Here is a 20,185-nt window from a genome sequence, read left to right on the forward strand (position 1 = left end):
ACAAAATGGCGCGCAGCTTACCACATTTTGCGCCGGATTACCTCGCCGGCGGCACCGCAAGAAAACGCACCGCCCGGCGGATATCGCGCGTGCGCGGCGCAGGCGGAAGGCTCGCCAGGAAGACCGCGCCGTAGGGACGCATCACCAGACGGTTGTCGCAGATAACCAGTACCCCGCGATCGTCGATGTCGCGAATCAGGCGCCCCACCCCCTGTTTAAGGGTAATCACCGCGTCCGGTAGCTGGACCTCGTCAAAAGGATCGCCGCCGCGCAGGCGACAATCTTCCATCCGCGCTTTGAGTAGCGGATCGTCCGGCGAGGTGAACGGCAGTTTGTCGATAATCACCAGCGAAAGCGCATCGCCGCGCACGTCCACCCCTTCCCAGAAGCTGCTGGTCGCTACCAGCAGCGCATTTCCGGCGCTGACGAACTGCTGCAAAAGCTGACCTTTGCTGGTTTCTCCCTGCAGGAGCACCGGCAGCGTCATGGTGGCACGGAACTGTTCCGCCAGATCGCGCATCATGGCGTGCGAGGTGCAGAGCATAAAGCAGCGCCCGTCGTTGGCCTCAATCAGCGGTTTGAGCATCGCCGCCAGATGGCGCGCCGCGCCGGGCTGGTTCGGCAAAGGTAAATTGCGCGGTACGCACAGCAGCGCCTGATGGGCATAATCAAAGGGGCTGGGCAGCAGCAAGGTTTGCGCTTCGCCAATCCCCAGGCGATCGGTAAAGTGGTGCAAATCGTCATTGACCGAGAGCGTCGCCGAGGTAAAAATCCAGCTCCCCGATTTTTGCGCCATCACCTCTTTAAACTTATCCGCCACCGTCAGCGGGGTCAGCGCCAGAGTAAAATTACGCGAAGTGCACTCATACCAGTAGCTAAAGCCGGGCTGGTTGGTCTCTTTGAGCCGCTTCAGGCGGCCGCGGTAGACGGTGGCCCGCTCAAAGGCGGCGTCGAGCAGCGCCGAGCGGCCCAGCGACAGCTTTGCCACGTCGTAACAGAGTTCGAGCGCATCATCAAGCAGCAGCAGCGCGCGCTGAATGTTGTTATCCGCCAGCAGCTCGCGCAGGTTGCCGCGATAGCCGGGTTCCCCCAGCTGCAGGCGAAAATCCTGCGCGCTCTGGGCCAGGCGGTCGGCGCATTTCTGCAGCTGCTGGGTGTCTTTGAGTTCGGTGCGATAAGCAATGGTGATATCTTTCGCCAGGTCCAGCAGCTGGCGGCTGGAGAGCGACTGGCCGAAGTACTGGCTGGCGATGTCCGGTAGCTGATGCGCTTCGTCGAAGATCATCACTTCCGCTTCGGGAATCAGCTCGGCAAATCCGCTCTCTTTGACCACCATATCGGCGAGGAACAGATGGTGGTTGACGACGACCACGTCAGCATCCATCGCCTTTTTCCGCGCCTTCACCACAAAACAGTCTTTATATAACGGGCAGTCGCTGCCGAGGCAGTTATCGTTGGTGCTGGTGACCAGCGGCCAGGCCTGGGAATCTTCGGCCACGCTAACGCAGGTGCTGATATCGCCATCAACGGTCTGGTTAGACCACGAACGCAGCAGAATGACATCGCTGAGGGTTTGCACCGGCAGGTCGCCGCCGGCGAGCGCCTGCTGTTCCAGCCGCTCCAGGCACAGGTAGTTCGAACGCCCTTTCAGCAGGGCCAGCTTACCGGTGTACTTCAGCGCTTTGGCGACAGTGGGTAAATCCCGACTGTAGAGCTGATCCTGTAGCGCTTTCGAGCCGGTGGAGATAATGACTTTCTTATTGGCGCGGAGCGCAGGCGCCAGGTAGGCGTAGGTTTTCCCGGTCCCGGTCCCCGCCTCAACCACCAGCGGACGGGTTTCTTCAATCGCGCTGGCGACGGCGAAAGCCATCTGACGCTGCGGCTCGCGTGGTTTAAATCCCGCAATCGCGCTGGCCAGCTGGCCTTCTGCTGCAAAATCGTCGATCACATTACCCCCTGGTTATTTGGACAGTGATTATGTCAGGGTGGAGTCGTTTTCGCCAGTGCGGGTAGTGACGCAGGTGAAACATTATGGCAGTCTTGCCGCAGCTTAATGAACCGGAACAAAGAGGAAATAAACATGACCATTACGCGTATTGATGCCGAAGCCCGCTGGTCTGATGTGGTGATTCACAACCAGACGCTGTACTACACCGGCGTGCCGTCCAACCTTGACGCCGATGCCTGCGCGCAAACCGCCGATACCCTGGCGCAGATTGACGCCGTGCTGGAGAAACAGGGCAGCAGCAAGTCGCGTATTCTTGATGCGACGATTTTTCTTGCCGACGGCGCAGACTTTGCGGCGATGAACCAGGCCTGGGATGCGTGGGTCGTCGCCGGTCATGCCCCGGTGCGCTGTACGGTGCAGGCGAAGCTGATGAATCCGAAGTACAAAGTCGAGATTAAAATCATCGCCGCCGTGTAAGACAGCGTGGCCCCGTAGCCCGGGCAAGCGTAGCGCCGCCCGGGAAGAAGCCGCGCCAAAGCCGTTATCCGGCGCATTCCCCGGATAGCGGCGTAAACGCCTTATCCGGGCTACATAGCAGCCAGGCCGATCGGGCACAGCGCCGTCGCGAGGGAAGAAGCATTGTTCTATCAGCCCGGACACCACATCAGCTGTTCCTTCAACTGCAGCGTCTCCTGCGGCACACATTTCAGCGCTTCACGATAGCTGGCAGATTGTTTTGCATAGCCCCGCACTGACTGCAACAGCACGCGCAGCGCGCTATCCCACACGATTCCCTGCAGGTCGCTGTAGGGCCAGAGATCCGGTTCCCGGATAAACGGCACCAGGTAATCAATCCCCTGCTTCACGCCTCGCCCATCGCGGATGGCGTTCCAGCGATCGAACTCAACGTGTTCGGCGTAGCGGTTGAGCAGCAGATGCGCCTCCAGATTAAACAGCGAGTAGTGGAACGGAATGGTACGTTCCAGCTCCATCGTCTGCCTGCCGTCCTGGTCAATCTGCGCCGCCATCCGCTGGGTGATCCCCTGCTCGATGATCCGCGCCGCCAGCCCTTTATCGCCATAAAATAGCGCGTTAACCGTCCGCTGAGCGTCGTACCAGGTGCCGTGGTTGTTGTGCCAGACGTACTCAGAGTGGCCGATGTCGCTGTAGTACATCCAGTGGTTAAAGTCGCGGAACCACTGGTGCAGGCCGATGATATCGTCGGTATCAAGCACGCTCGCCGCGTTAATCAAACCGATGGTGTCCACCACCATCCACATTAAGCGGGTATCGATAAGCCCGGTACCGCGACCGGAAACAATCCCCGGGATCGCCTGGCCATAGTTCAGATGCGGGTTCATCCGCGTTTCCGCATCAAGGAACCAGCAGCGGATCTGCGCAGCCGCCGCCTGCGCGTACTGGCGCTGACCGGTGAAGTACCACGCCAGCCCGAGGGTCAGGCACCGTTCGCACATGCGGATAATGCGCGAGGTATCCGTGTCGTTGTTCTCACACTGCGGATTAATATGCCCGTCGCGGCGAATATAGGGCAGCCCGTTGGGCCGCCGCGGGTTTGGCCACCAGTAGGTCCCCAGGCTGTAGTAATCGTGCGCGTCGCCGCTCGCCGGGCGCAGCTTTTTATGTACCACGCTTTCCGGCGCTTCCCGACGCAGGATATCCGCCTCCGATACCAGCTTGCTTAGCGCCAGCTGCAGCGGCGAGAAGGGCTGCTTCAGGCCCGCCCGGGCGTTTTCCAGGCAGGTTTCGTCAAGGGTGTACAGCTTCATCGCCACCTTAATTTCCCTCCCGGCAGGCTATGCGCTGGCCGCTTTGCGCATCGAACAGGTGCACGCCGGCGAGCTTCGGCTGCAGCCAGATCTTATCGCCCTCTTTTACGGCCAGACGCTGTTTGAACACCGATGTAAACGCCCCGCCGCCGGTATCGCAGAAGAGCTGCATATCCGAGCCGGTGTTCTCCACCGCCGTCACCTTCGCCGCCAGCGCATCGTCCCGCGCTTCATGAACCACGTTGACCTGTTCGGGGCGAATGGCGTACACCACCTGCTGGCCATCGGTGACCCGTAAACCGGCGGGCAAAGCCAACAGGGAGCCATCTTTCAGACGCAGGCTGGTGGCGCTACCGTTCAAGACCACGACGCCCGGCAGCTGGTTAATCTCCGGCGAGCCGATAAACCCGGCGACAAACAGATTCGCCGGCCGGTCGTACAGTTCCAGCGGGGTCCCCGCCTGCTCTATTCGCCCGTCGCGCAGCACCACAATCATCTGCCCCATGGTCATGGCTTCAATCTGATCGTGGGTGACGTACACCGAGGTGGTTTTCAGCCGACGATGCAGTTCGCGGATCTCGCCGCGTACCTGGGTTCGCAGCTTGGCGTCAAGGTTGGAGAGCGGTTCATCGAACAAGAACACCTGCGGCTTACGCACGATCGCCCGCCCCATCGCCACGCGCTGGCGCTGGCCGCCGGAGAGATCTTTGGGCAGGCGCTCCAGCAGCGGCTCCAGCCCCAGTAGCGCCGCCGCTTCATTCACCTTCTGGCTGATTTCCGCTTTCGGCAGCTTAGCCATCTTCAGGGCAAAGCCCATATTTTCACGCACCGTCATCTGCGGGTAGAGCGCATAGCTCTGGAACACCATCGCAATGTCGCGCAGCTTCGGCTCCACCTCGGTGACGTTACGCTCGTTGATATGTACTTCGCCGCCGGAGATCTCCTCCAGCCCGGCAATCATGCGCAGCAGCGTGGATTTGCCGCAGCCGCTGGGGCCAACGAGGACGCAGAACTCGCCGTCCGGAATCGTCAGCGACACATCTTTAATGACGTGGGCATCCCCGTATGATTTGCGCACGCTATTTAATACAACCGATCCCATCGTTAACCCCTTATCCTTTGACCGCGCCGGACATAATCCCGCGATTGAAATGTTTTTGCAGACCCAGATAGACGATGATGCTGGGCAGCATCGCCAGCAGCGTAATGGCGATAAAAATGTTCGGCGTGATGCTCTCATCGGTACGCAGCGTGCCGAGGATCACCGGAATGGTATTCAGGCTGTCCTGGTTGACCACAATCAGCGGCAGCAGGTACTGGTCCCAAATCATAATAAAGCCGAAGGTCACCACCGTGCCAAGCGCCGGTTTTACCAGCGGCAGAATGACGTGGAAGAAAATCTGCCATTCGTTCGCGCCGTCAATCCGCGCCGCCTCCTCCAGCTCTTTCGGTATCGCTGACATAAATTCGGTCAGGACAAAGATGGAGAACGCCCAGCCGACGACCGGTAAAATCATTCCGAGATAGCTGTTGTAGAGCGAGGCGTCGATCAGCGGCAGCCGCCAGTTGATAATCATGTACAGCGGAATGGCGATGACCTCTTCCGGCAGCATCATGGTGGACAAAATCACCAGGCTCACCAGCGCTACGCCGCGAAACTTCTTCCGCGCCAGGGCGTACGCCGCCAGCGCGCTGACCGACACCTGCAGAACGGTGCCGAAGAACACCACCAGAATGGAGTTCAGCAGATACTGCCAGACGCCGATATCCATCCACGCGAAGATGAAGTTTTCCAACGAGAACTGATGCGGCCAGGCCAGCAGCTCGCCCGGCTTCACCGGCGCGCCGCTGAATGCCGTGGCGACGATGCCCCAGAACGGCCCGACAAAGACAATCAGCAGCAGCGCGTAGATGCACCAGCGCCCTGCTGTATCCCAACGTTTGCTTAACATCGCGGCTCCTTAGTAACGGGCGATACGTTTTTTCAGCGTCAGATGACAGAGGGTTAAGATAACCGTGAAGGTGAACAGCAGGAACGACACCGCCGAAGCGTAGCCATAGTCAAACTGCTCAAAGCCCAGCTTGTAGATGTGGGTCATGACCATTTCCGTGGCGTTAGAAGGTCCCCCGCCGGTGGTGGCGTACACCTCGGCAAACACGCGGAAACCGCGAATGAAGGAGAGCATCAGTACCACCGAGAGCGCCGGGATCATGCCGGGCAGCGTGACGTAGCGCAGGCGGTTCCACCAGCTGGCGCCGTCGACGTTCGCCGCATCGTATAAATCGCGGCTGATTCCCGCCAGGCCGGCAATAAAGATCACCATGTTGTAGGGCACCGCTTTCCAGATATGCAGCAGCATGATGACGCCCAGCGCCTGATCGGAGCTGGCAAGAAAGCCCTGGTCGGCGACGCCAAACCAGCTGAGGATGTGGTTAACCACGCCGTTGGGCGTCGGGTTAAACAAAATGCGCCACATTTCGGCGACGATCGCCGCGCTGGTAACCGCCGGTAAAAAGATGGCGGTTCGAATAAAGCGCAGATGGCGCGCCGGGCCTTCCAGCAGCATGGCGAGGAAAAACGCCAGGATAGCCGCGGCGAACATCGTTACCACCACGTAAAGCAGGGTATTCACCACCGCCGCGTGCAGCTCTGCGTCGGCAAAAGCGCGGGTGAAGTTATCGAGCCCCACCCACTCGTTGGGCTGATTAAAGTTAACCTTGTAAAAGCTCATCACCAGACCCTGAATCATCGGGATAAACTTAAACCAGCTAAAAATAATCAGCGCAGGCGCTAAAAACAGCCACGGGATCAGCGCCCGCTTACGCTTTGCGCTCAGCCATCCGGTCGAGTCAGGCGAAGCGGCCTGCTTTATCGGCGAGGACTTCGTCTCATGCAGCGTCATAACCTATGTCCTCAGTTAGCCAGCACATTTTGTTTTTTCAGCTCAGCGTTCACCTTGCCGTCGAGCGTCTTCAGCTCGCCGGGAATATCGCTGCCGCAGTCGGCAAAAATCCGGTTAAAACCGTCGGCAACCACCTGGCGCACCGGCGTCCAGTTGGGGATTTGCGGCACGTAGCGTCCCTGTTCGTTGTAAAGTCTGGCGAAAGTTTCCCAGCGCGCGTCCTGATACACGGCTTTGACGTCGACGTTCTTATTCACCGGCAGACGCACTACCGGAATATGCTGGCTGCCTTTACCCATGCCGATCTCCTGACCTTCCGCAGAGATCATAAATTCGATAAATTTTCGCGCCGCCTCTTTCTGTATGCTGCTCTTCATCATAAAGACCGTGGTGCCCTCGGCGAGGGTGGCTTCGCCTTTCGGCCCCGCCACCGGGATCACTTCGAAGTTGTCTTTACCGGGGTCTTTATCGAACAGCGCGATATGGTACGGCCCGCTAAAGAACATGCCGCTTTGCCCGGAGCGGAAGGAGGGAATAACGTCGGCGGTGGTGGCGTTAATCGCGCCCGGCTGGGTGACTTTGTCGCACATCATGGTGCGCATAAAGGTCATCGCCTGAGCCACTTCCGGCGTATTGAGCGAAGCGCTGAATTTTCCGCTCTCTTCTTTAACGAAATCACCACCCGCCTGCCAGATAAAGCTGCTCATAAACCAGCTGGCGTAGCCGCGCGTCGTGGAAGCGGGAACGATAAAGCCGTAGGTATCATTTTTGCCGTTACCATCGGGATCCTGAGTGGTGAAGGCTTTCGCCAGCGTCTGGATATCATCCCAGTTCTTAGGCTGCGGCAGCCCCAGTTTTTCACGCCAGTCTTTACGCACGAAGAGCGCGAAAGTTTGCGCCGAGGTCGGCACGCCGTAATACTTACCGTCGATATAGCGGGTACTCTTCCAAGCCGTCTGGAATAGCTGGTCGCCGCCCGCGATCGCCTGCGGGTCAATTTCTTCGGCAATACCCAGCTGGATGAACTGCCCCAGCGACGCCGCATCGTTAAAAATCAAATCGGGTAAGGCGTTGCCCGCCGTGGCGCGCGCCAGCCGCTGTTCAAAGTCGGTGGTGGCGTTGAAATACGCGATTTTGATACCGGTTTTTTCTTCAAATTTTTCCGCCTCCTGTTTGTAGATATTCTTCGAGTCATTGCTGGCGCGGATCCAGACGTTGAGAGTGGTGGCGGCGTAACTTTGACTAACGCCGAGCCCGAGTGCGGTGAGAAGTAACAGTGAACGTAATTTACAGGCAGACATGATGGCATATCCTTTATTGTAGGGCACAAAGGTAATTAAATTCTCAATTAATACACGTAAAAGAATTTGAATATCGCTCAGGCGTTAATACAGCTGGCGCAAGAATTATTTCCATTCATTAGATAGAAATGTATTTCCCAATACAACCGTATAAAAAAGAAATTGCGTTTCAAAAACAAGAAAATTGAGACAGATCACACAGAGAAGTGACAAAAAAAGTGACAAAAAATAAATAATCATATAAATCAATTGATTATAATTTTACTGATTTTGTTAAAAGATTCAAAAAATAGAGAAAAACGGCAAAAAACGTGATGTACACTGCATTAAAAGCGTCATTATTTATCCAAAACGTTAAACTTGAAGGACATCACAAAAAAAATCACTTTGTCTTTTACACTGCTCGCCATCGAATATTTAAATATATTGTTTTTAATTACACCGCCTGTTTCACGCGTTCTTTAAATACGCGTCAGGTATAATTCTGTTGTTATCTTTTCTCATATTTGCAGAAGGGTTATCACGATGAACTCAATACCTCGCCGAGGTTTGTTAGGCATTGCGCTGTTTTGTTCCGGCCTGAGCGCCGCCTCGTATGCCGCCGAGCCGTACACGCTAGACGGAAAGGATTTAGCCTTTAGCCGGCAGCAGATCGCCGCGAAAGATCCGCTATTTGTTCAGGCGCAAGCGGCGCTGCTAAAAAAAGCCGATCTGGCGCTCAATCATCCGCTGTTCTCGGTGATGGATAAAACGCTGGTCGCCGCCAGCGGCAATAAGCACGACTACTACAGCTTTCCGCCTTACTGGTGGCCGAATCCCGATACCAAAGACGGGCTTCCTTATATTCGCAAAGATGGGCAAACCAACCCTGACGCCAATAGCGACGCCACCGATAAGAACCGGCTGGTGAAGATGAGTAACGACGTGTCAACGCTGGCGCTGGCGTGGTACTTCTCTCACGACGATCGCTACGCGCAAAAGGCGGCGGCGCAGTTAAAGACCTGGTTCCTCGATCCCAAAACGCGCATGACCCCCAACCTGCAGCATGCCCAGGCCATTCCCGGCATCAATACCGGACGCGGTATCGGCATTATTGATAGCCGCGCGCTGGTTGACGTCGTTGACGCCATCGCCCTGCTGCAATCCTCCGATGCGCTGAGCGAAAACGACGTTAGCGCATTGAAGCAGTGGTTTGGTGACTATTATCACTGGATGACCACCAGCCAGAACGGCTTTGAAGAAGAGAACTGGCATAACAATCACGGCAGCTATTTCGATATGCAGGCCGCCGCCTTCGCCCTGTTCAGCGGGAAAATCGACGAGGCGAAAAAGCGCCTGTACATCACCCAGCTGCGGCGTATTGCGGGACAATTTGATATTGAAGGCCGCCAGATGGCCGAACTGGAGCGCACGCGCCCGTGGCACTACAGCAATTTTAACCTTGAAGCCTACAACCGCCTGGGAAGGCTCGGCGAGAAGGCGGGCGTCGATATCTGGAACTTCACCCTCGACGACCATAGCCTGCGCAAAGGCTATCAGTACATCGCCGGGTTTATTAACAGCGATACGCCGTGGCCCTGGAAGGACCTGGATAAAATGGATGACAAGAAAGCGCTGCGCAATATCGCCACCGCCGCGCACGCCTGGCCGGAAGATCCGCTGTTCCGTGACAAAGCGCAGTGGCTGCGGGCGAAATACCCCGACGATATCACTACGCTCATCGCCCCGCTTTCCGCATCGTCAGAGGTCAGGGATAACCGCTAATGAAACAATTCTCCGGGCTCTGGCCCGACATTGTCGGACGTGCAGCCGCGAATAGCGGACTGCTTGAACGGCTGGTGAAGGATGCTCAGCCGGTATTAGATGCAGCGGTTCGCATTCCGCAGTCAGGGATCGCCAGCTGGAATCTCTACTACTTTTGTCCGCACCACGGCGTGCGCCTGGCGTGGCGGGCGGATACGCCCCACCAGCATGCCTGCCCGGTCGATGGGGAAATATTTAGCGGTGAACCGTGGGATGGCGCATGGTGGCGCGAGATGAATGGCCGTAACGCCAGCGCCTGTCAGCAGCTTGGCCTGTTATGGCGGCTGACAGGCGAAACGGCGTATCGCGATAAAGTTCGCACGCTGCTGATGGGCTACGCGGATGTCTATCCCGGCTATGAGATCCACGGCGATATTCCCAACAACGGACCGGGCAAGATGAACGCCCAGACGCTGTGCGAAGCCAACTGCATTCTGGAAATGGCGCTGGGTTATGACTTCATTCGCGACAGCCTGGCGCCCGGCGAGCAGCGGCACATCAGTGAAAACCTGCTGCGCTGCGCGGCAGCGTTTTTGCGCGACCATCGTAGTCCGCAGATCCATAACCATGAGGTTAAAATCAGCGCGGCGCTTGGCGTACTGGGTTTCATCCTCGAAGATGAGACGCTGCTGGAGTTTGCCGTGAACCAACCGTACGGCCTGCGCTGGCAGCTGGAAAATGGCCTGCTGGCGGAGGGGCTATGGTTTGAAGGCTCCGTTCACTATCACTACTACGCGCTGCAGGGCTTTCTGGCCTTTGAGAAGCTGGCGCGCGGCACCCGCTGGAGCCTGCTGGATGGCCCGTGGTATCAGGCGATGCTGACGTTCCCGCTGTCGCTGCTGCTGCCGGACGGCACCTTCCCGCGGCTTAATGACTGCCTCGCCGGGCAGGAGAAGCTCAACCATCGGGATCTTTACGAGTTCGCCTGGTTTATCTGGCGTGACCCGCAGTACGCCGCGGTGCTGCAGTTTACCGAAACGACGCCCGACAAGCGTGAAACCTTACTGTGGCGCGAACGCCCCCTGCCGGAAACGCCCCTGCCGCTGATCCCGCAGCAGTCGCTGTTTGCGCCCGGCGCCGGCCTGACGTTATGGCGGCGACCGCAGCAGGCGCTGCTGATTAAGCACAGCCCCTGGGGCGGCGAGCACGACCATTACGACAGGCTGGGGCTGATGCTCTGGCATCGCGACGGCTGGCTGCTCACGGATATGGGCACCACCGGCTACGGTGCGAAAATGCACTATGACTATTACAAAAACAGCGCCACCCACAATACGCTTTCGGTCAATCAGACCAACCAGCCTCCGGCCAATCCGCAGGTGCTAGGCTGGCATATGGATAGCGACTCTCTGTGGCTGGATAGCGAGGTTGACTGGGGGAAGCCGCCGCCGGAGCTCAACAGCCATAGCCGCATCGAGTGGGACGCGGCGGCCTGGCGAGGCGTGCGCTTTCGCCGTCGCCTGCTGTGGCTTGAAGAGGTACTGATCGATCTCTCTACCGTGGAAAATCCGCATCGCCAGCAGCTTGACTGGACCCTGCACCTGGCGGCGCGGGCGCTGGACCAGAGCGGTACGCCGCAGCCTTTTTCGCTCAGCGGACCGCTGCGACATATGGCCAATGCCACCATGACCCCGCTGAACGGCTGCCAGCCGCGCCACTTTGCGCGCGACAAAGACACCGTTGCGCTCTGGCTTTCCGGCGATGGTGAACTCTGGCAAGGGCTGGCGCCCGATAACCCGGCGATTCGCGATCTCAGCTATCTGGTGATGCGCAATCACCTGCCGCAGGCGCGTTTCGTCTGCCTGTGGGATTTCGCTAACCGCGCGCCGCTGACGGAGGTGAATGTGCATCATACGCCAGCCGGTACGCACATTACCTTCTGGCGCGGCGATCGCGTAACGCACGTAACGCTGTACGACGATCCCGGGAAACGACCTGATGCGATCCTTCCGCTCCCGGAAAGCGGCATCTGAACACAACGGGGGATTTACTCGTCTTCATCCTCAAAGCGCGCCACAATCCGATCCCCGGTATGCGAGGCGCGCAGTTCATCCGCCACTAAAGCAATCGCCTGGCCGCTGCTCATGCCCTGCGACATCAGCTCCTGAATTCGTTCCACTGCTTTTTGCTGCTGCTCGTGGCTCAGCGAAGGTAAACCTGCAAACATGACTGACTCCTGCTACATTGTGGGGCGTAATTATTTCACGCCGTCCGCGCGTATACCAGCGGACGGTAACGATCAGGATTGAAGAAGACGATGTTGTCCCCCGCTATGATTTCCCTGCCCTGGCGTCCGGATGCCGCTGAATACTATTTTAGCCCGTTAAGTTCCCAGCCCTGGGCGATGCTGCTGCATTCCGGTTTTGCCGAACATGCGCATAACCGTTTTGACATCATTGTCGCCCAGCCGCGCGCCACGCTGGTGACTCACGGTCAACTAACTACCCTACGCGAAGGGGAAACCGTCTCAACCTCCGCCGCCGATCCGCTTACGCTGGTGCATCAGCAGCTGGCGCACTGTAACCTGCAGCCGCAGCCTCATCCGCATCTGCCGTTTCTCGGCGGCGCGCTGGGACTGTTCGGCTACGATTTGGGTCGTCGTTTTGAACATCTGCCGGCGCGGGCCGACGCGGATATCGAACTGCCGGATATGGCGGTAGGTATTTATGACTGGGCGTTAATCGTCGATCATCAGCGCCGGGAGGTGTCGTTATTCAGCTATGACGATCCGCAGGCGCGCCTGGCGTGGCTGGAAGCACAGACTGCGCCTGTCGCTGCAACCTTTACCCTGACCTCAGCGTGGCGCGCGAATATGAGCCGCGAGGAGTATGGCGAGAAGTTCCGCCAGATTCAGGCTTATCTGCACAGCGGCGACTGCTATCAGGTCAACCTGGCGCAGCGGTTTACGGCGAGCTATCGCGGGGATGAGTGGCAGGCCTTCCGTCAGCTTAACCGCGCCAATCGCGCGCCGTTCAGCGCCTTTATTCGCCTGGATGAAGGGACTGTATTAAGCCTGTCGCCCGAGCGTTTTATTCAGCTCCGGCAAGGCGACATTCAGACCCGGCCCATTAAGGGGACATTACCCAGGCTGGCCGACCCTGAGCAGGACGCGCTGCAGGCGCAAAAGCTGGCGAACTCGCCAAAAGACCGCGCCGAAAATCTGATGATCGTCGATTTAATGCGTAACGATATTGGCCGGGTTGCGGTACCCGGTAGCGTTCGCGTTCCTGAGCTGTTTGTGGTGGAGCCCTTCCCCGCCGTGCATCATCTGGTGAGCACCGTCACCGCCAGGCTGCCCGCTCATCTGCACGCCGCCGACCTGCTGCGCGCGGCCTTTCCCGGCGGCTCAATCACCGGCGCGCCGAAGGTCAGAGCGATGGAGATCATCGATGAACTGGAACCGCAGCGGCGCAACGCGTGGTGCGGCAGCATCGGCTATCTCAGCTTCTGCGGCAACATGGATACCAGTATCACTATCCGTACGCTGACGGCCTGGCAGGGACACCTCTACTGCTCCGCCGGCGGCGGAATTGTGGCCGATAGCGAAGAGGCAGCGGAATATCAGGAAACTTTTGATAAAGTTAATCGTATCCTGCATCAACTGGAGAGCTAGAACATGGCGGACAGCGCCCTCGAACTTGACGATTTCCTCTCACGTTTTCAGCTTCTGCGTCCGCAGCCCACGCGCCACGCGCTCAACCAGCGCCAGGCCGCGGTGCTGGTACCGATAGTTCGCCGCCCGCAGCCGGGGCTGCTGCTGACCCAGCGTTCGCCGCTGATGCGCAAGCATGCGGGTCAGGTGGCCTTCCCCGGCGGCGCGGTAGATAACAGCGATGCAACGCTAATCGCCGCCGCGCTGCGTGAAGCGCAGGAAGAGGTGGCGATCCCGCCGGAGTCGGTTGAGGTGATTGGCGTTCTGCCGCCGGTCGATAGCGTGACCGGCTTTCAGGTTACTCCGGTGGTAGGGATTATCCCACCCAATTTGCACTATCACGCCAGCCAGGATGAAGTGGCCGCGGTCTTCGAAATGCCGCTGGCCGAAGCGCTGCGCCTGGGGCGCTACCATCCGCTGGATATCCATCGCCGCGGCAATTCGCATCGCGTCTGGCTCTCCTGGTACCAGCATTATTTTGTCTGGGGAATGACCGCCGGCATTATTCGCGAGCTGGCGCTACAGATAGGCGCCCGTCCTTAGCTATACTCAAACTGAGACGGCGTTCTCAGCATTAGTAAATCCGCGGTTATCCATTAGTTTAATTCATGTGAATAGATAAGCTGATGACCCGGTTCCCTCTTACACTATGCGCAGTGATTACATCGTTGTCGCACCCGCGACAACCCTGTCAGGAGTGTTAGCGTGATTAGTATATTCGACATGTTCAAGGTGGGGATCGGCCCCTCATCTTCCCATACTGTAGGGCCGATGAAGGCCGGTAAACAGTTCGTCGATGACCTGGTCGAAAAGGGATTGCTTAATGAAGTGACGCGCGTGGCGGTTGACGTCTACGGCTCACTGTCATTAACCGGCAAGGGCCACCATACGGATATCGCCATTATTATGGGACTGGCGGGCAATCAGCCCGATACGGTCGATATTGACGCGATACCGGCATTTATCCGCGACGTTGAAACGCGCGGTCGCCTGCTGCTGGCCCAGGGGCAGCATGAGGTCGATTTCCCGCAGAATGACGGCATGCGTTTTCGCAGCGACAACCTGCCGCTGCATGAAAACGGCATGACCATTCATGCCTGGGCTGGCGAGAAAGAAATCTACAGCAAAACCTATTACTCCATCGGCGGCGGTTTCATCGTCGATGAAGAGCATTTCGGCAAAGAGAGCGCCAGCGAACTCGCCGTACCCTATCCGTTTAAATCCGCTCAGGAAATGCTGGGCTACTGTAAAGAGACCGGCATGTCGCTCTCCGGCATGGTGATGCAGAATGAGCTGGCGCTGCACAGCAAAAAAGAGATTGAAGACTATTTTGCCAATATCTGGCAGACCATGCGCGCCTGTATCGATCGCGGAATGAATACCGAAGGCGTTCTGCCCGGCCCGCTGCGCGTGCCTCGTCGCGCCTCGGCGCTGCGGCGGATGCTGGTTGCCAGCGATAAACTCTCCCACGATCCGATGAACGTGGTGGACTGGGTCAACATGTTCGCGCTGGCGGTCAACGAAGAAAACGCCGCCGGTGGCCGCGTGGTGACGGCACCGACGAACGGCGCCTGCGGCATCGTACCGGCGGTGCTGGCTTACTACGACCACTTTATCGAGTCCGTCAGCCCGGATATCTATATTCGTTACTTCCTGGCGTCAGGGGCTATCGGCACGCTGTATAAAATGAACGCGTCCATTTCCGGCGCGGAGGTGGGCTGTCAGGGCGAAGTGGGCGTGGCCTGCTCGATGGCCGCTGCGGGCCTGGCGGAAATCCTTGGCGCCAGCCCCGAGCAGGTCTGCGTGGCGGCGGAAATCGGCATGGAGCACAACCTTGGCCTCACCTGCGACCCGGTGGCCGGCCAGGTACAGGTGCCGTGCATCGAACGTAACGCCATTGCCTCCGTCAAAGCGATCAACGCCAGCCGGATGGCCATGCGCCGCACCAGCGAGCCGCGCGTCTCGCTCGATAAAGTCATTGAGACCATGTACGAGACCGGTAAAGACATGAACGCCAAATACCGGGAAACGTCGCGCGGCGGCCTGGCAATTAAAGTTCAGTGCGACTAATCCGTGTCCTACAGAATGCGCCCCCGGGCGCATTCTTCTTTTTCCACGCTATATTATTATCTGCGCCCACTACACTTGCTCTATAACGGCTGTTACTCTCATTAACACTTTTAGCCGACAGGGCGTCGCGCATGCAGACTGCACAAAAAGTTATCACAACCTACCGCAGGAAACGTATCCTGGTTTGCTTGCTGGTCGCGCTACTGACCCTGACGACAACATTAGTGATACGATTTATTTCGCAGCGTAGCTTAAATCAGCAGCGCGTCCAGCTCAGCACCAATAAAATGGTGGCCGCGATGGATAATATTCTGCGGCCCCTGGCGGCCCAGCACGCCACGCTGCTGCAACTTGTGAACCATCCCTGTCAGGACGTCCACCTCACGTTACGTAAACTGGCGGCATCGCTGCAAACGGTACGTTCCATCGCGCTGGTCCAGTCTGACCTGCTCTATTGTTCGAGTATTTTTGGCCAACGAAATATTCCGGTTCACCAGTTACAGCCGGCGCTCCCCGCCAATCACGCCCTGCTCACCTTCAGCTACGACGCATCGCTGCTTAAAGGGACGCCGGTGCTTATCCAGTGGTATCCCGCTTCGCTTAGCGGCGCCGACGGCGTGCTGCTGGTGATCAATATCGAGCTGCTGGGCGAGTTAATTTTTAACGCAAAATCGCCATTAATTACCGGAATTGGCCTCAGCATTGGCGATAAAAGCTTTATTAGCGGTTCCGGGCTGATTAAACAGGAATCCTTGCCGGGCGAGCAAATCATCTACCGCCAGTCGTCGACGCAGTTTCCCTTCACCATTAACGTCAGCGGGCCGGGCGCCTCAGCGGTCGCCCTCAATGAGCTACCGGCCGAACTGCCGCTGGCGCTGATAATCAGCCTGTTAATGACCGGCATCGCCTGGCTGGCGACCGCGGGAAGAATGAGCTTTTCCCGGGAAATTAATCTCGGTATTGCCGCCCACGAGTTTACGCTTTGGTGCCAGCCCCTGCAGGACTTGCGCACCCGTCAGTGCTGCGGCGTGGAGATACTGCTGCGGTGGAATAATCCACGCAGAGGCGCTATTTCGCCGGAGGTATTTATCCCCATAGCCGAAGGTTATAATCTGATCGTTCCCCTCACCCGCTATGTCATCTCCCAGACGGCCCACAAATTAGCCCTTTTTCCGCAGGACAAACATTTTCACATCAGCATCAACGTCGCCGCCCGCCATTTCGCCAACGGCGAACTGCTGCGCGATCTGCATCACTACTGGTTCAGCGCCCATCCGGTACAGCAGCTGGTGGTGGAGCTCACCGAACGCGACGTACTTCAGGATGGCGACCACCATATGGCCGAGCATCTTCATTTCAAAGGGGTGCAGCTGGCTATCGATGATTTCGGCACCGGCAACAGCTCCCTCTCCTGGCTGGAAAAGCTGCGTCCTGATGTATTGAAGATCGATAAATCCTTCACCAGCGCAATTGGGATTGATAGCGTCAACGCAACGGTGACCGACATGATCATTGCTCTCGCCCATCGGCTGAAGATTGTGACGGTCGCGGAAGGCGTAGAGACCCGGGATCAGGAAGAGTATCTGCGCGGCAACGGCGTCGATTTATTGCAGGGATTTTACTACGCCCGGCCGATGCCGGTAGAGGACTTTCCGCAGTGGCTGGCGGCGGAAAAGCGTCGGGAGCTGAACGCTTAAAAATGCCCGTCGGCCCGAGGGCCGACGGGCATCAGCCGTTACTCTTCTTCGTCGTTATACTGTCGCAGCTTGACGACGCGTACCAGATCGACGCGATAGTCGTTGGCTTCAACAATCGTGAACTGCAGAGGTGATAGCTCAAGCACGTCGCCCGGACGCGGAATATGGCCGTTGACGGCAATCACCAGGCCGGCAACCGTGGCAATATCTTCGTCCTCATCAACCAGATCGTCTACCCCCAACGCCTGCTGCAACGCATGCACGTCGGTTGAACCTTTCACCAGCCAGCCGTCGCCGTCGATGACAATTTCCGGCGTTTCGTCAGCGTCCGGGAACTCGCCGGCAATCGCCTCCAGTACGTCCAGCGGCGTAACCAGCCCCTGTACGACGCCAAACTCGTTAGTCACGATGACAAAGCTACCGCGGGCGCGGCGCAGCACGCCCAGCAGGTTGATCGGGTCCAGCGTTTCCGGGACCACAATCGCCGGCGAGGCGGAAGCCAGAGCGGCAACATTGTCACCCGCTTCCAGCGCCACCAGCATCTCTTTCGCCCGCACGATACCGATGATTTCATCCAGCTCGCCGCGGCAGACCGGGAACAGGCTGTGCGGTGAAGAGAGCAGCTGACGGCGAATTTCCTCTTCGCTTTGCTCGGCGTTTACCCAGCTAATTTCCCCGCGCGGGGTCATAATGCTGCGCAACGAACGCTGGGCCAGGGTCAGCACGCCGTTAATCATATAGCGCTCTTCTTCCGCAAACGCGCCTTCGGGGATCGGCACGACCGACGCGCTATCGCTATCATGCGCCGCGGCGCTTTGCTTACGCCCGCCCATCAGACGGAGGATCGCATCGGCAGTGCGCGCGCGCAGAGGCAGGGTCGATTGATGACGAATAAAGTTACGGCGCGCAATCTGGTTAAAGAACTCGATGGTTATCGAGAAGCCAATCGCGGCGTACAGGTAACCTTTCGGTATATGGAAACCAAAACCTTCAGCCACCAAGCTCAGGCCGATCATCAGCAGGAAGCTCAGACAGAGCACTACCACCGTCGGATGCTGGTTGACAAAATTAGTCAACGGCTTCGAAGCCAGCAGCATCACCGCCATCGCGATCACCACCGCCGCCATCATCACCGGCAGGTGGTTAACCATCCCGACCGCGGTAATCACGGCGTCCAGCGAGAACACGGCGTCCAGCACCACGATTTGTAGTACCACCACCCAGAAGCTGGCATAGCCTTTACCATGACCGGAGTCATGCTGGCGGTTCTCCAGCCGTTCATGCAGTTCGGTGGTCGCCTTAAAGAGCAGGAATATCCCCCCGAGCAGCATGATCAGGTCGCGTCCGGAAAACGAGAAATCGGCAACGCTGAAAAGCGGTTTCGTCAGGGTCACCATCCACGAAATAACCGACAGCAGACCCAGGCGCATAAACAGCGCCAGCGAGAGGCCGATCAGGCGCGCCTTGTCCCGCTGCTTTGGCGGCAGCTTGTCGGCAAGGATGGCGATAAACACCAGGTTGTCGATACCCAGTACGATTTCAAGGACGACAAGCGTCAGCAAACCGGCCCAAATAGAGGGATCCATTAAGAATTCCATGAGCAGCTCCAGTTAACGACAGGCGTAGTCATCGCTGTGTCATGCACAGACGAGACACTTGTTGCTGGTGAAAAGACGTAGCAGGTGGCGGCGGCAAACGCGTGCCGGAAGGTGAAAAGACGTCGGTGACGGTCCATATAGCGGGCTATGCCCTATACTCCTGAGTAATTAAACGGAACGTAAACATAGCAAAATATAGAGCATAATTGGAAAAAATTTACCTGTCTTTGCAATAGCTAAGACTATTTTTTGCGCTGCAAAATAATTACCAACAGATGCATAATTAGCGGAGCTTCATCACATTAATTATTTTTTCACTGTCTAAAATAATTCGCTGTAGTAATTACTTTATATCTTACACCCTTACTGAATCGATTTTGTTCGCAAGAGTGATTCAGGATGTATCAGAACAGATGATGCATTCACGATTATAAAGGAGGTAGCAAGTGACGATTGCTATTGTAATAGGCACACATGGTTGGGCTGCAGAACAGCTGTTAAAAACGGCAGAAATGCTGCTGGGCGAACAGGAAAACGTTGGCTGGATTGATTTCGTCCCTGGCGAAAACGCAGAAACGTTAATCGAAAAGTACAACGCTCAGCTGGCAAAGCTGGATACAGCAAAAGGCGTGTTATTTCTCGTCGATACATGGGGAGGCAGCCCGTTTAACGCGGCCAGCCGCATTGTCGTCGATAAAGAACACTATGAAGTCATCGCGGGCGTTAATATTCCGATGCTGGTCGAAACGCTGATGGCGCGTGACGACAACCCGTCGTTCGATGAGCTGGTTGCCCTGGCGGTAGAAACCGGTCGCGAAGGCGTTAAGGCGCTGAAAGCGAAGCCGGTGGAAAAGGCCGCCCCTGCTCCGGTTCAGGCTGCTGCACCGAAAGCGGCTGCGCCATTGAAGCCAATGGGTCCAAACGACTACATGGTTATCGGGCTTGCGCGTATTGATGACCGTTTAATCCACGGCCAGGTCGCCACTCGCTGGACTAAAGAAACCAACGTTTCCCGCATTATCGTCGTCAGCGACGAAGTTGCGGCGGATACCGTACGTAAAACGCTGCTGACTCAGGTTGCTCCTCCGGGCGTTACCGCCCACGTTGTAGACGTCGCGAAAATGATCCGCGTCTATAACAACCCCAAATACGCAGGCGAGCGCATTATGCTGCTGTTCACTAACCCAACGGACGTTGAACGCGTGGTTGAAGGCGGTGTGAAAATCACCAGCGTCAACATCGGCGGCATGGCTTTCCGCCAGGGTAAAACGCAGGTGAACAACGCCATTTCGGTCGATGAGAAAGATATCGAAGCGTTCAAAAAGCTGAATGCCCGCGGTATCGAACTGGAGGCCCGCAAAGTTTCCACCGACCAGAAACTGAAAATGATGGATCTGATCGCCAAGGTGAAATAAGTCACCCCGCG

The 20,185-nt window shown here is 57.4% G+C and carries 16 protein-coding genes; 8 read left to right on the top strand and 8 right to left on the bottom strand.

Features of this window, described 5'->3' with window-relative positions; genetic code table 11:
• Positions 1–37: 37 nt before the first annotated feature.
• The gene (locus tag ABLU67_RS15035) at positions 38–1,948 is read right to left on the bottom strand and encodes an ATP-dependent DNA helicase (protein ID WP_219538908.1); all 1,911 of its coding nucleotides are present in this window, start codon (positions 1,946–1,948) and stop codon (positions 38–40) included.
• A 132-nt stretch (positions 1,949–2,080) separates the two neighbouring features.
• On the opposite strand from ABLU67_RS15035, the gene ABLU67_RS15040 reads away from it, so the two are divergent.
• Positions 2,081–2,425 carry a RidA family protein gene (locus ABLU67_RS15040; protein ID WP_004113724.1) on the top strand — a complete coding sequence of 115 codons (345 nt, stop codon included), beginning with the start codon at positions 2,081–2,083 and terminating at the stop codon, positions 2,423–2,425.
• Positions 2,426–2,595: 170 nt separating this feature from the next.
• Here the strand turns inward: ABLU67_RS15040 and ABLU67_RS15045 are convergent, their stop codons facing one another.
• Genes ABLU67_RS15045 through ABLU67_RS15065 form a run of 5 tightly spaced genes read right to left on the bottom strand, consistent with a single transcriptional unit; the run spans position 2,596 to position 7,939 of the window.
• Entirely contained in the window at positions 2,596–3,735 is a 1,140-nt protein-coding gene (locus ABLU67_RS15045; RefSeq protein WP_014229808.1) for an alginate lyase family protein, read from the bottom strand.
• Between the two features lie 7 nt (positions 3,736–3,742).
• Positions 3,743–4,837 carry a sn-glycerol-3-phosphate ABC transporter ATP-binding protein UgpC gene (gene ugpC, locus ABLU67_RS15050; protein ID WP_014229809.1) on the bottom strand — a complete coding sequence of 365 codons (1,095 nt, stop codon included), beginning with the start codon at positions 4,835–4,837 and terminating at the stop codon, positions 3,743–3,745.
• A 10-nt stretch (positions 4,838–4,847) separates the two neighbouring features.
• Positions 4,848–5,687, bottom strand: a complete 840-nt coding sequence (locus tag ABLU67_RS15055) for a carbohydrate ABC transporter permease (protein WP_009651976.1) — start codon at positions 5,685–5,687, stop codon at positions 4,848–4,850.
• A 9-nt stretch (positions 5,688–5,696) separates the two neighbouring features.
• Positions 5,697–6,638, bottom strand: coding sequence for a sugar ABC transporter permease (locus ABLU67_RS15060; RefSeq protein ID WP_025106147.1), 942 nt, complete (start codon positions 6,636–6,638; stop codon positions 5,697–5,699).
• 11 nt (positions 6,639–6,649) lie between these two features.
• Positions 6,650–7,939, bottom strand: a complete 1,290-nt coding sequence (locus ABLU67_RS15065; RefSeq protein WP_048263761.1) for a sugar ABC transporter substrate-binding protein — start codon at positions 7,937–7,939, stop codon at positions 6,650–6,652.
• A gap of 525 nt (positions 7,940–8,464) precedes the next feature.
• On the opposite strand from ABLU67_RS15065, the gene ABLU67_RS15070 reads away from it, so the two are divergent.
• Together ABLU67_RS15070 and ABLU67_RS15075 are read left to right on the top strand one after the other, a co-directional pair.
• Positions 8,465–9,703: an alginate lyase family protein gene (locus ABLU67_RS15070; RefSeq protein WP_025106145.1), complete on the top strand. Its 1,239-nt coding sequence runs from the start codon at positions 8,465–8,467 to the stop codon at positions 9,701–9,703.
• Positions 9,703–11,715 carry a heparinase II/III family protein gene (locus tag ABLU67_RS15075; protein WP_148851781.1) on the top strand — a complete coding sequence of 671 codons (2,013 nt, stop codon included), beginning with the start codon at positions 9,703–9,705 and terminating at the stop codon, positions 11,713–11,715. The genes ABLU67_RS15070 and ABLU67_RS15075 overlap by 1 nt, the downstream gene beginning before the upstream one ends.
• Positions 11,716–11,729: 14 nt before the next feature.
• Here the strand turns inward: ABLU67_RS15075 and ABLU67_RS15080 are convergent, their stop codons facing one another.
• Positions 11,730–11,909, bottom strand: a complete 180-nt coding sequence (locus tag ABLU67_RS15080) for a YoaH family protein (protein ID WP_004103292.1) — start codon at positions 11,907–11,909, stop codon at positions 11,730–11,732.
• Between the two features lie 90 nt (positions 11,910–11,999).
• Here ABLU67_RS15080 and pabB point away from each other — a divergent pair, with 90 nt between their 5' ends.
• From pabB to ABLU67_RS15100, 4 genes are all read left to right on the top strand, one after another.
• Positions 12,000–13,355 (top strand): aminodeoxychorismate synthase component 1, encoded by a 1,356-nt coding sequence (pabB, locus tag ABLU67_RS15085; RefSeq protein ID WP_148851782.1) that lies wholly within the window; start codon positions 12,000–12,002, stop codon positions 13,353–13,355.
• Between the two features lie 3 nt (positions 13,356–13,358).
• On the top strand, positions 13,359–13,937 hold the full coding sequence (locus ABLU67_RS15090) for a CoA pyrophosphatase (RefSeq protein WP_004852034.1): 579 nt from the start codon (positions 13,359–13,361) through the stop codon (positions 13,935–13,937).
• A 162-nt stretch (positions 13,938–14,099) separates the two neighbouring features.
• The gene (gene sdaA / locus ABLU67_RS15095; RefSeq protein ID WP_014229814.1) at positions 14,100–15,464 is read left to right on the top strand and encodes an L-serine ammonia-lyase; all 1,365 of its coding nucleotides are present in this window, start codon (positions 14,100–14,102) and stop codon (positions 15,462–15,464) included.
• Positions 15,465–15,595: 131 nt separating this feature from the next.
• On the top strand, positions 15,596–17,161 hold the full coding sequence (locus ABLU67_RS15100; RefSeq protein WP_046878459.1) for an EAL domain-containing protein: 1,566 nt from the start codon (positions 15,596–15,598) through the stop codon (positions 17,159–17,161).
• A 38-nt stretch (positions 17,162–17,199) separates the two neighbouring features.
• On the opposite strand, the gene yoaE is transcribed toward ABLU67_RS15100, so the two are convergent.
• On the bottom strand, positions 17,200–18,759 hold the full coding sequence (gene yoaE / locus ABLU67_RS15105) for a CNNM family cation transport protein YoaE (protein WP_004852040.1): 1,560 nt from the start codon (positions 18,757–18,759) through the stop codon (positions 17,200–17,202).
• 446 nt (positions 18,760–19,205) lie between these two features.
• On the opposite strand from yoaE, the gene manX reads away from it, so the two are divergent.
• Positions 19,206–20,174 (top strand): PTS mannose transporter subunit IIAB, encoded by a 969-nt coding sequence (manX, locus tag ABLU67_RS15110; RefSeq protein ID WP_004103303.1) that lies wholly within the window; start codon positions 19,206–19,208, stop codon positions 20,172–20,174.
• The last annotated feature ends 11 nt before the right edge of the window (positions 20,175–20,185 follow it).

This window comes from Klebsiella sp. GN_Kp190 (genome assembly GCF_040061795.1).
GTDB lineage: Bacteria > Pseudomonadota > Gammaproteobacteria > Enterobacterales > Enterobacteriaceae > Klebsiella > Klebsiella michiganensis.

Coding starts and splice junctions, on each gene's coding strand:
- ABLU67_RS15040 (WP_004113724.1), top strand. CDS start 2,081: ATGACCATTACGCGTATTGATGCCGAAGCCCGCTGGTCTGATGTGGTG.
- ABLU67_RS15045 (WP_014229808.1), bottom strand. CDS start 3,735: ATGAAGCTGTACACCCTTGACGAAACCTGCCTGGAAAACGCCCGGGCG.
- ugpC (WP_014229809.1), bottom strand. CDS start 4,837: ATGGGATCGGTTGTATTAAATAGCGTGCGCAAATCATACGGGGATGCC.
- ABLU67_RS15055 (WP_009651976.1), bottom strand. CDS start 5,687: ATGTTAAGCAAACGTTGGGATACAGCAGGGCGCTGGTGCATCTACGCG.
- ABLU67_RS15060 (WP_025106147.1), bottom strand. CDS start 6,638: ATGACGCTGCATGAGACGAAGTCCTCGCCGATAAAGCAGGCCGCTTCG.
- ABLU67_RS15065 (WP_048263761.1), bottom strand. CDS start 7,939: ATGTCTGCCTGTAAATTACGTTCACTGTTACTTCTCACCGCACTCGGG.
- ABLU67_RS15070 (WP_025106145.1), top strand. CDS start 8,465: ATGAACTCAATACCTCGCCGAGGTTTGTTAGGCATTGCGCTGTTTTGT.
- ABLU67_RS15075 (WP_148851781.1), top strand. CDS start 9,703: ATGAAACAATTCTCCGGGCTCTGGCCCGACATTGTCGGACGTGCAGCC.
- ABLU67_RS15080 (WP_004103292.1), bottom strand. CDS start 11,909: ATGTTTGCAGGTTTACCTTCGCTGAGCCACGAGCAGCAGCAAAAAGCA.
- pabB (WP_148851782.1), top strand. CDS start 12,000: ATGTTGTCCCCCGCTATGATTTCCCTGCCCTGGCGTCCGGATGCCGCT.
- ABLU67_RS15090 (WP_004852034.1), top strand. CDS start 13,359: ATGGCGGACAGCGCCCTCGAACTTGACGATTTCCTCTCACGTTTTCAG.
- ABLU67_RS15100 (WP_046878459.1), top strand. CDS start 15,596: ATGCAGACTGCACAAAAAGTTATCACAACCTACCGCAGGAAACGTATC.
- yoaE (WP_004852040.1), bottom strand. CDS start 18,759: ATGGAATTCTTAATGGATCCCTCTATTTGGGCCGGTTTGCTGACGCTT.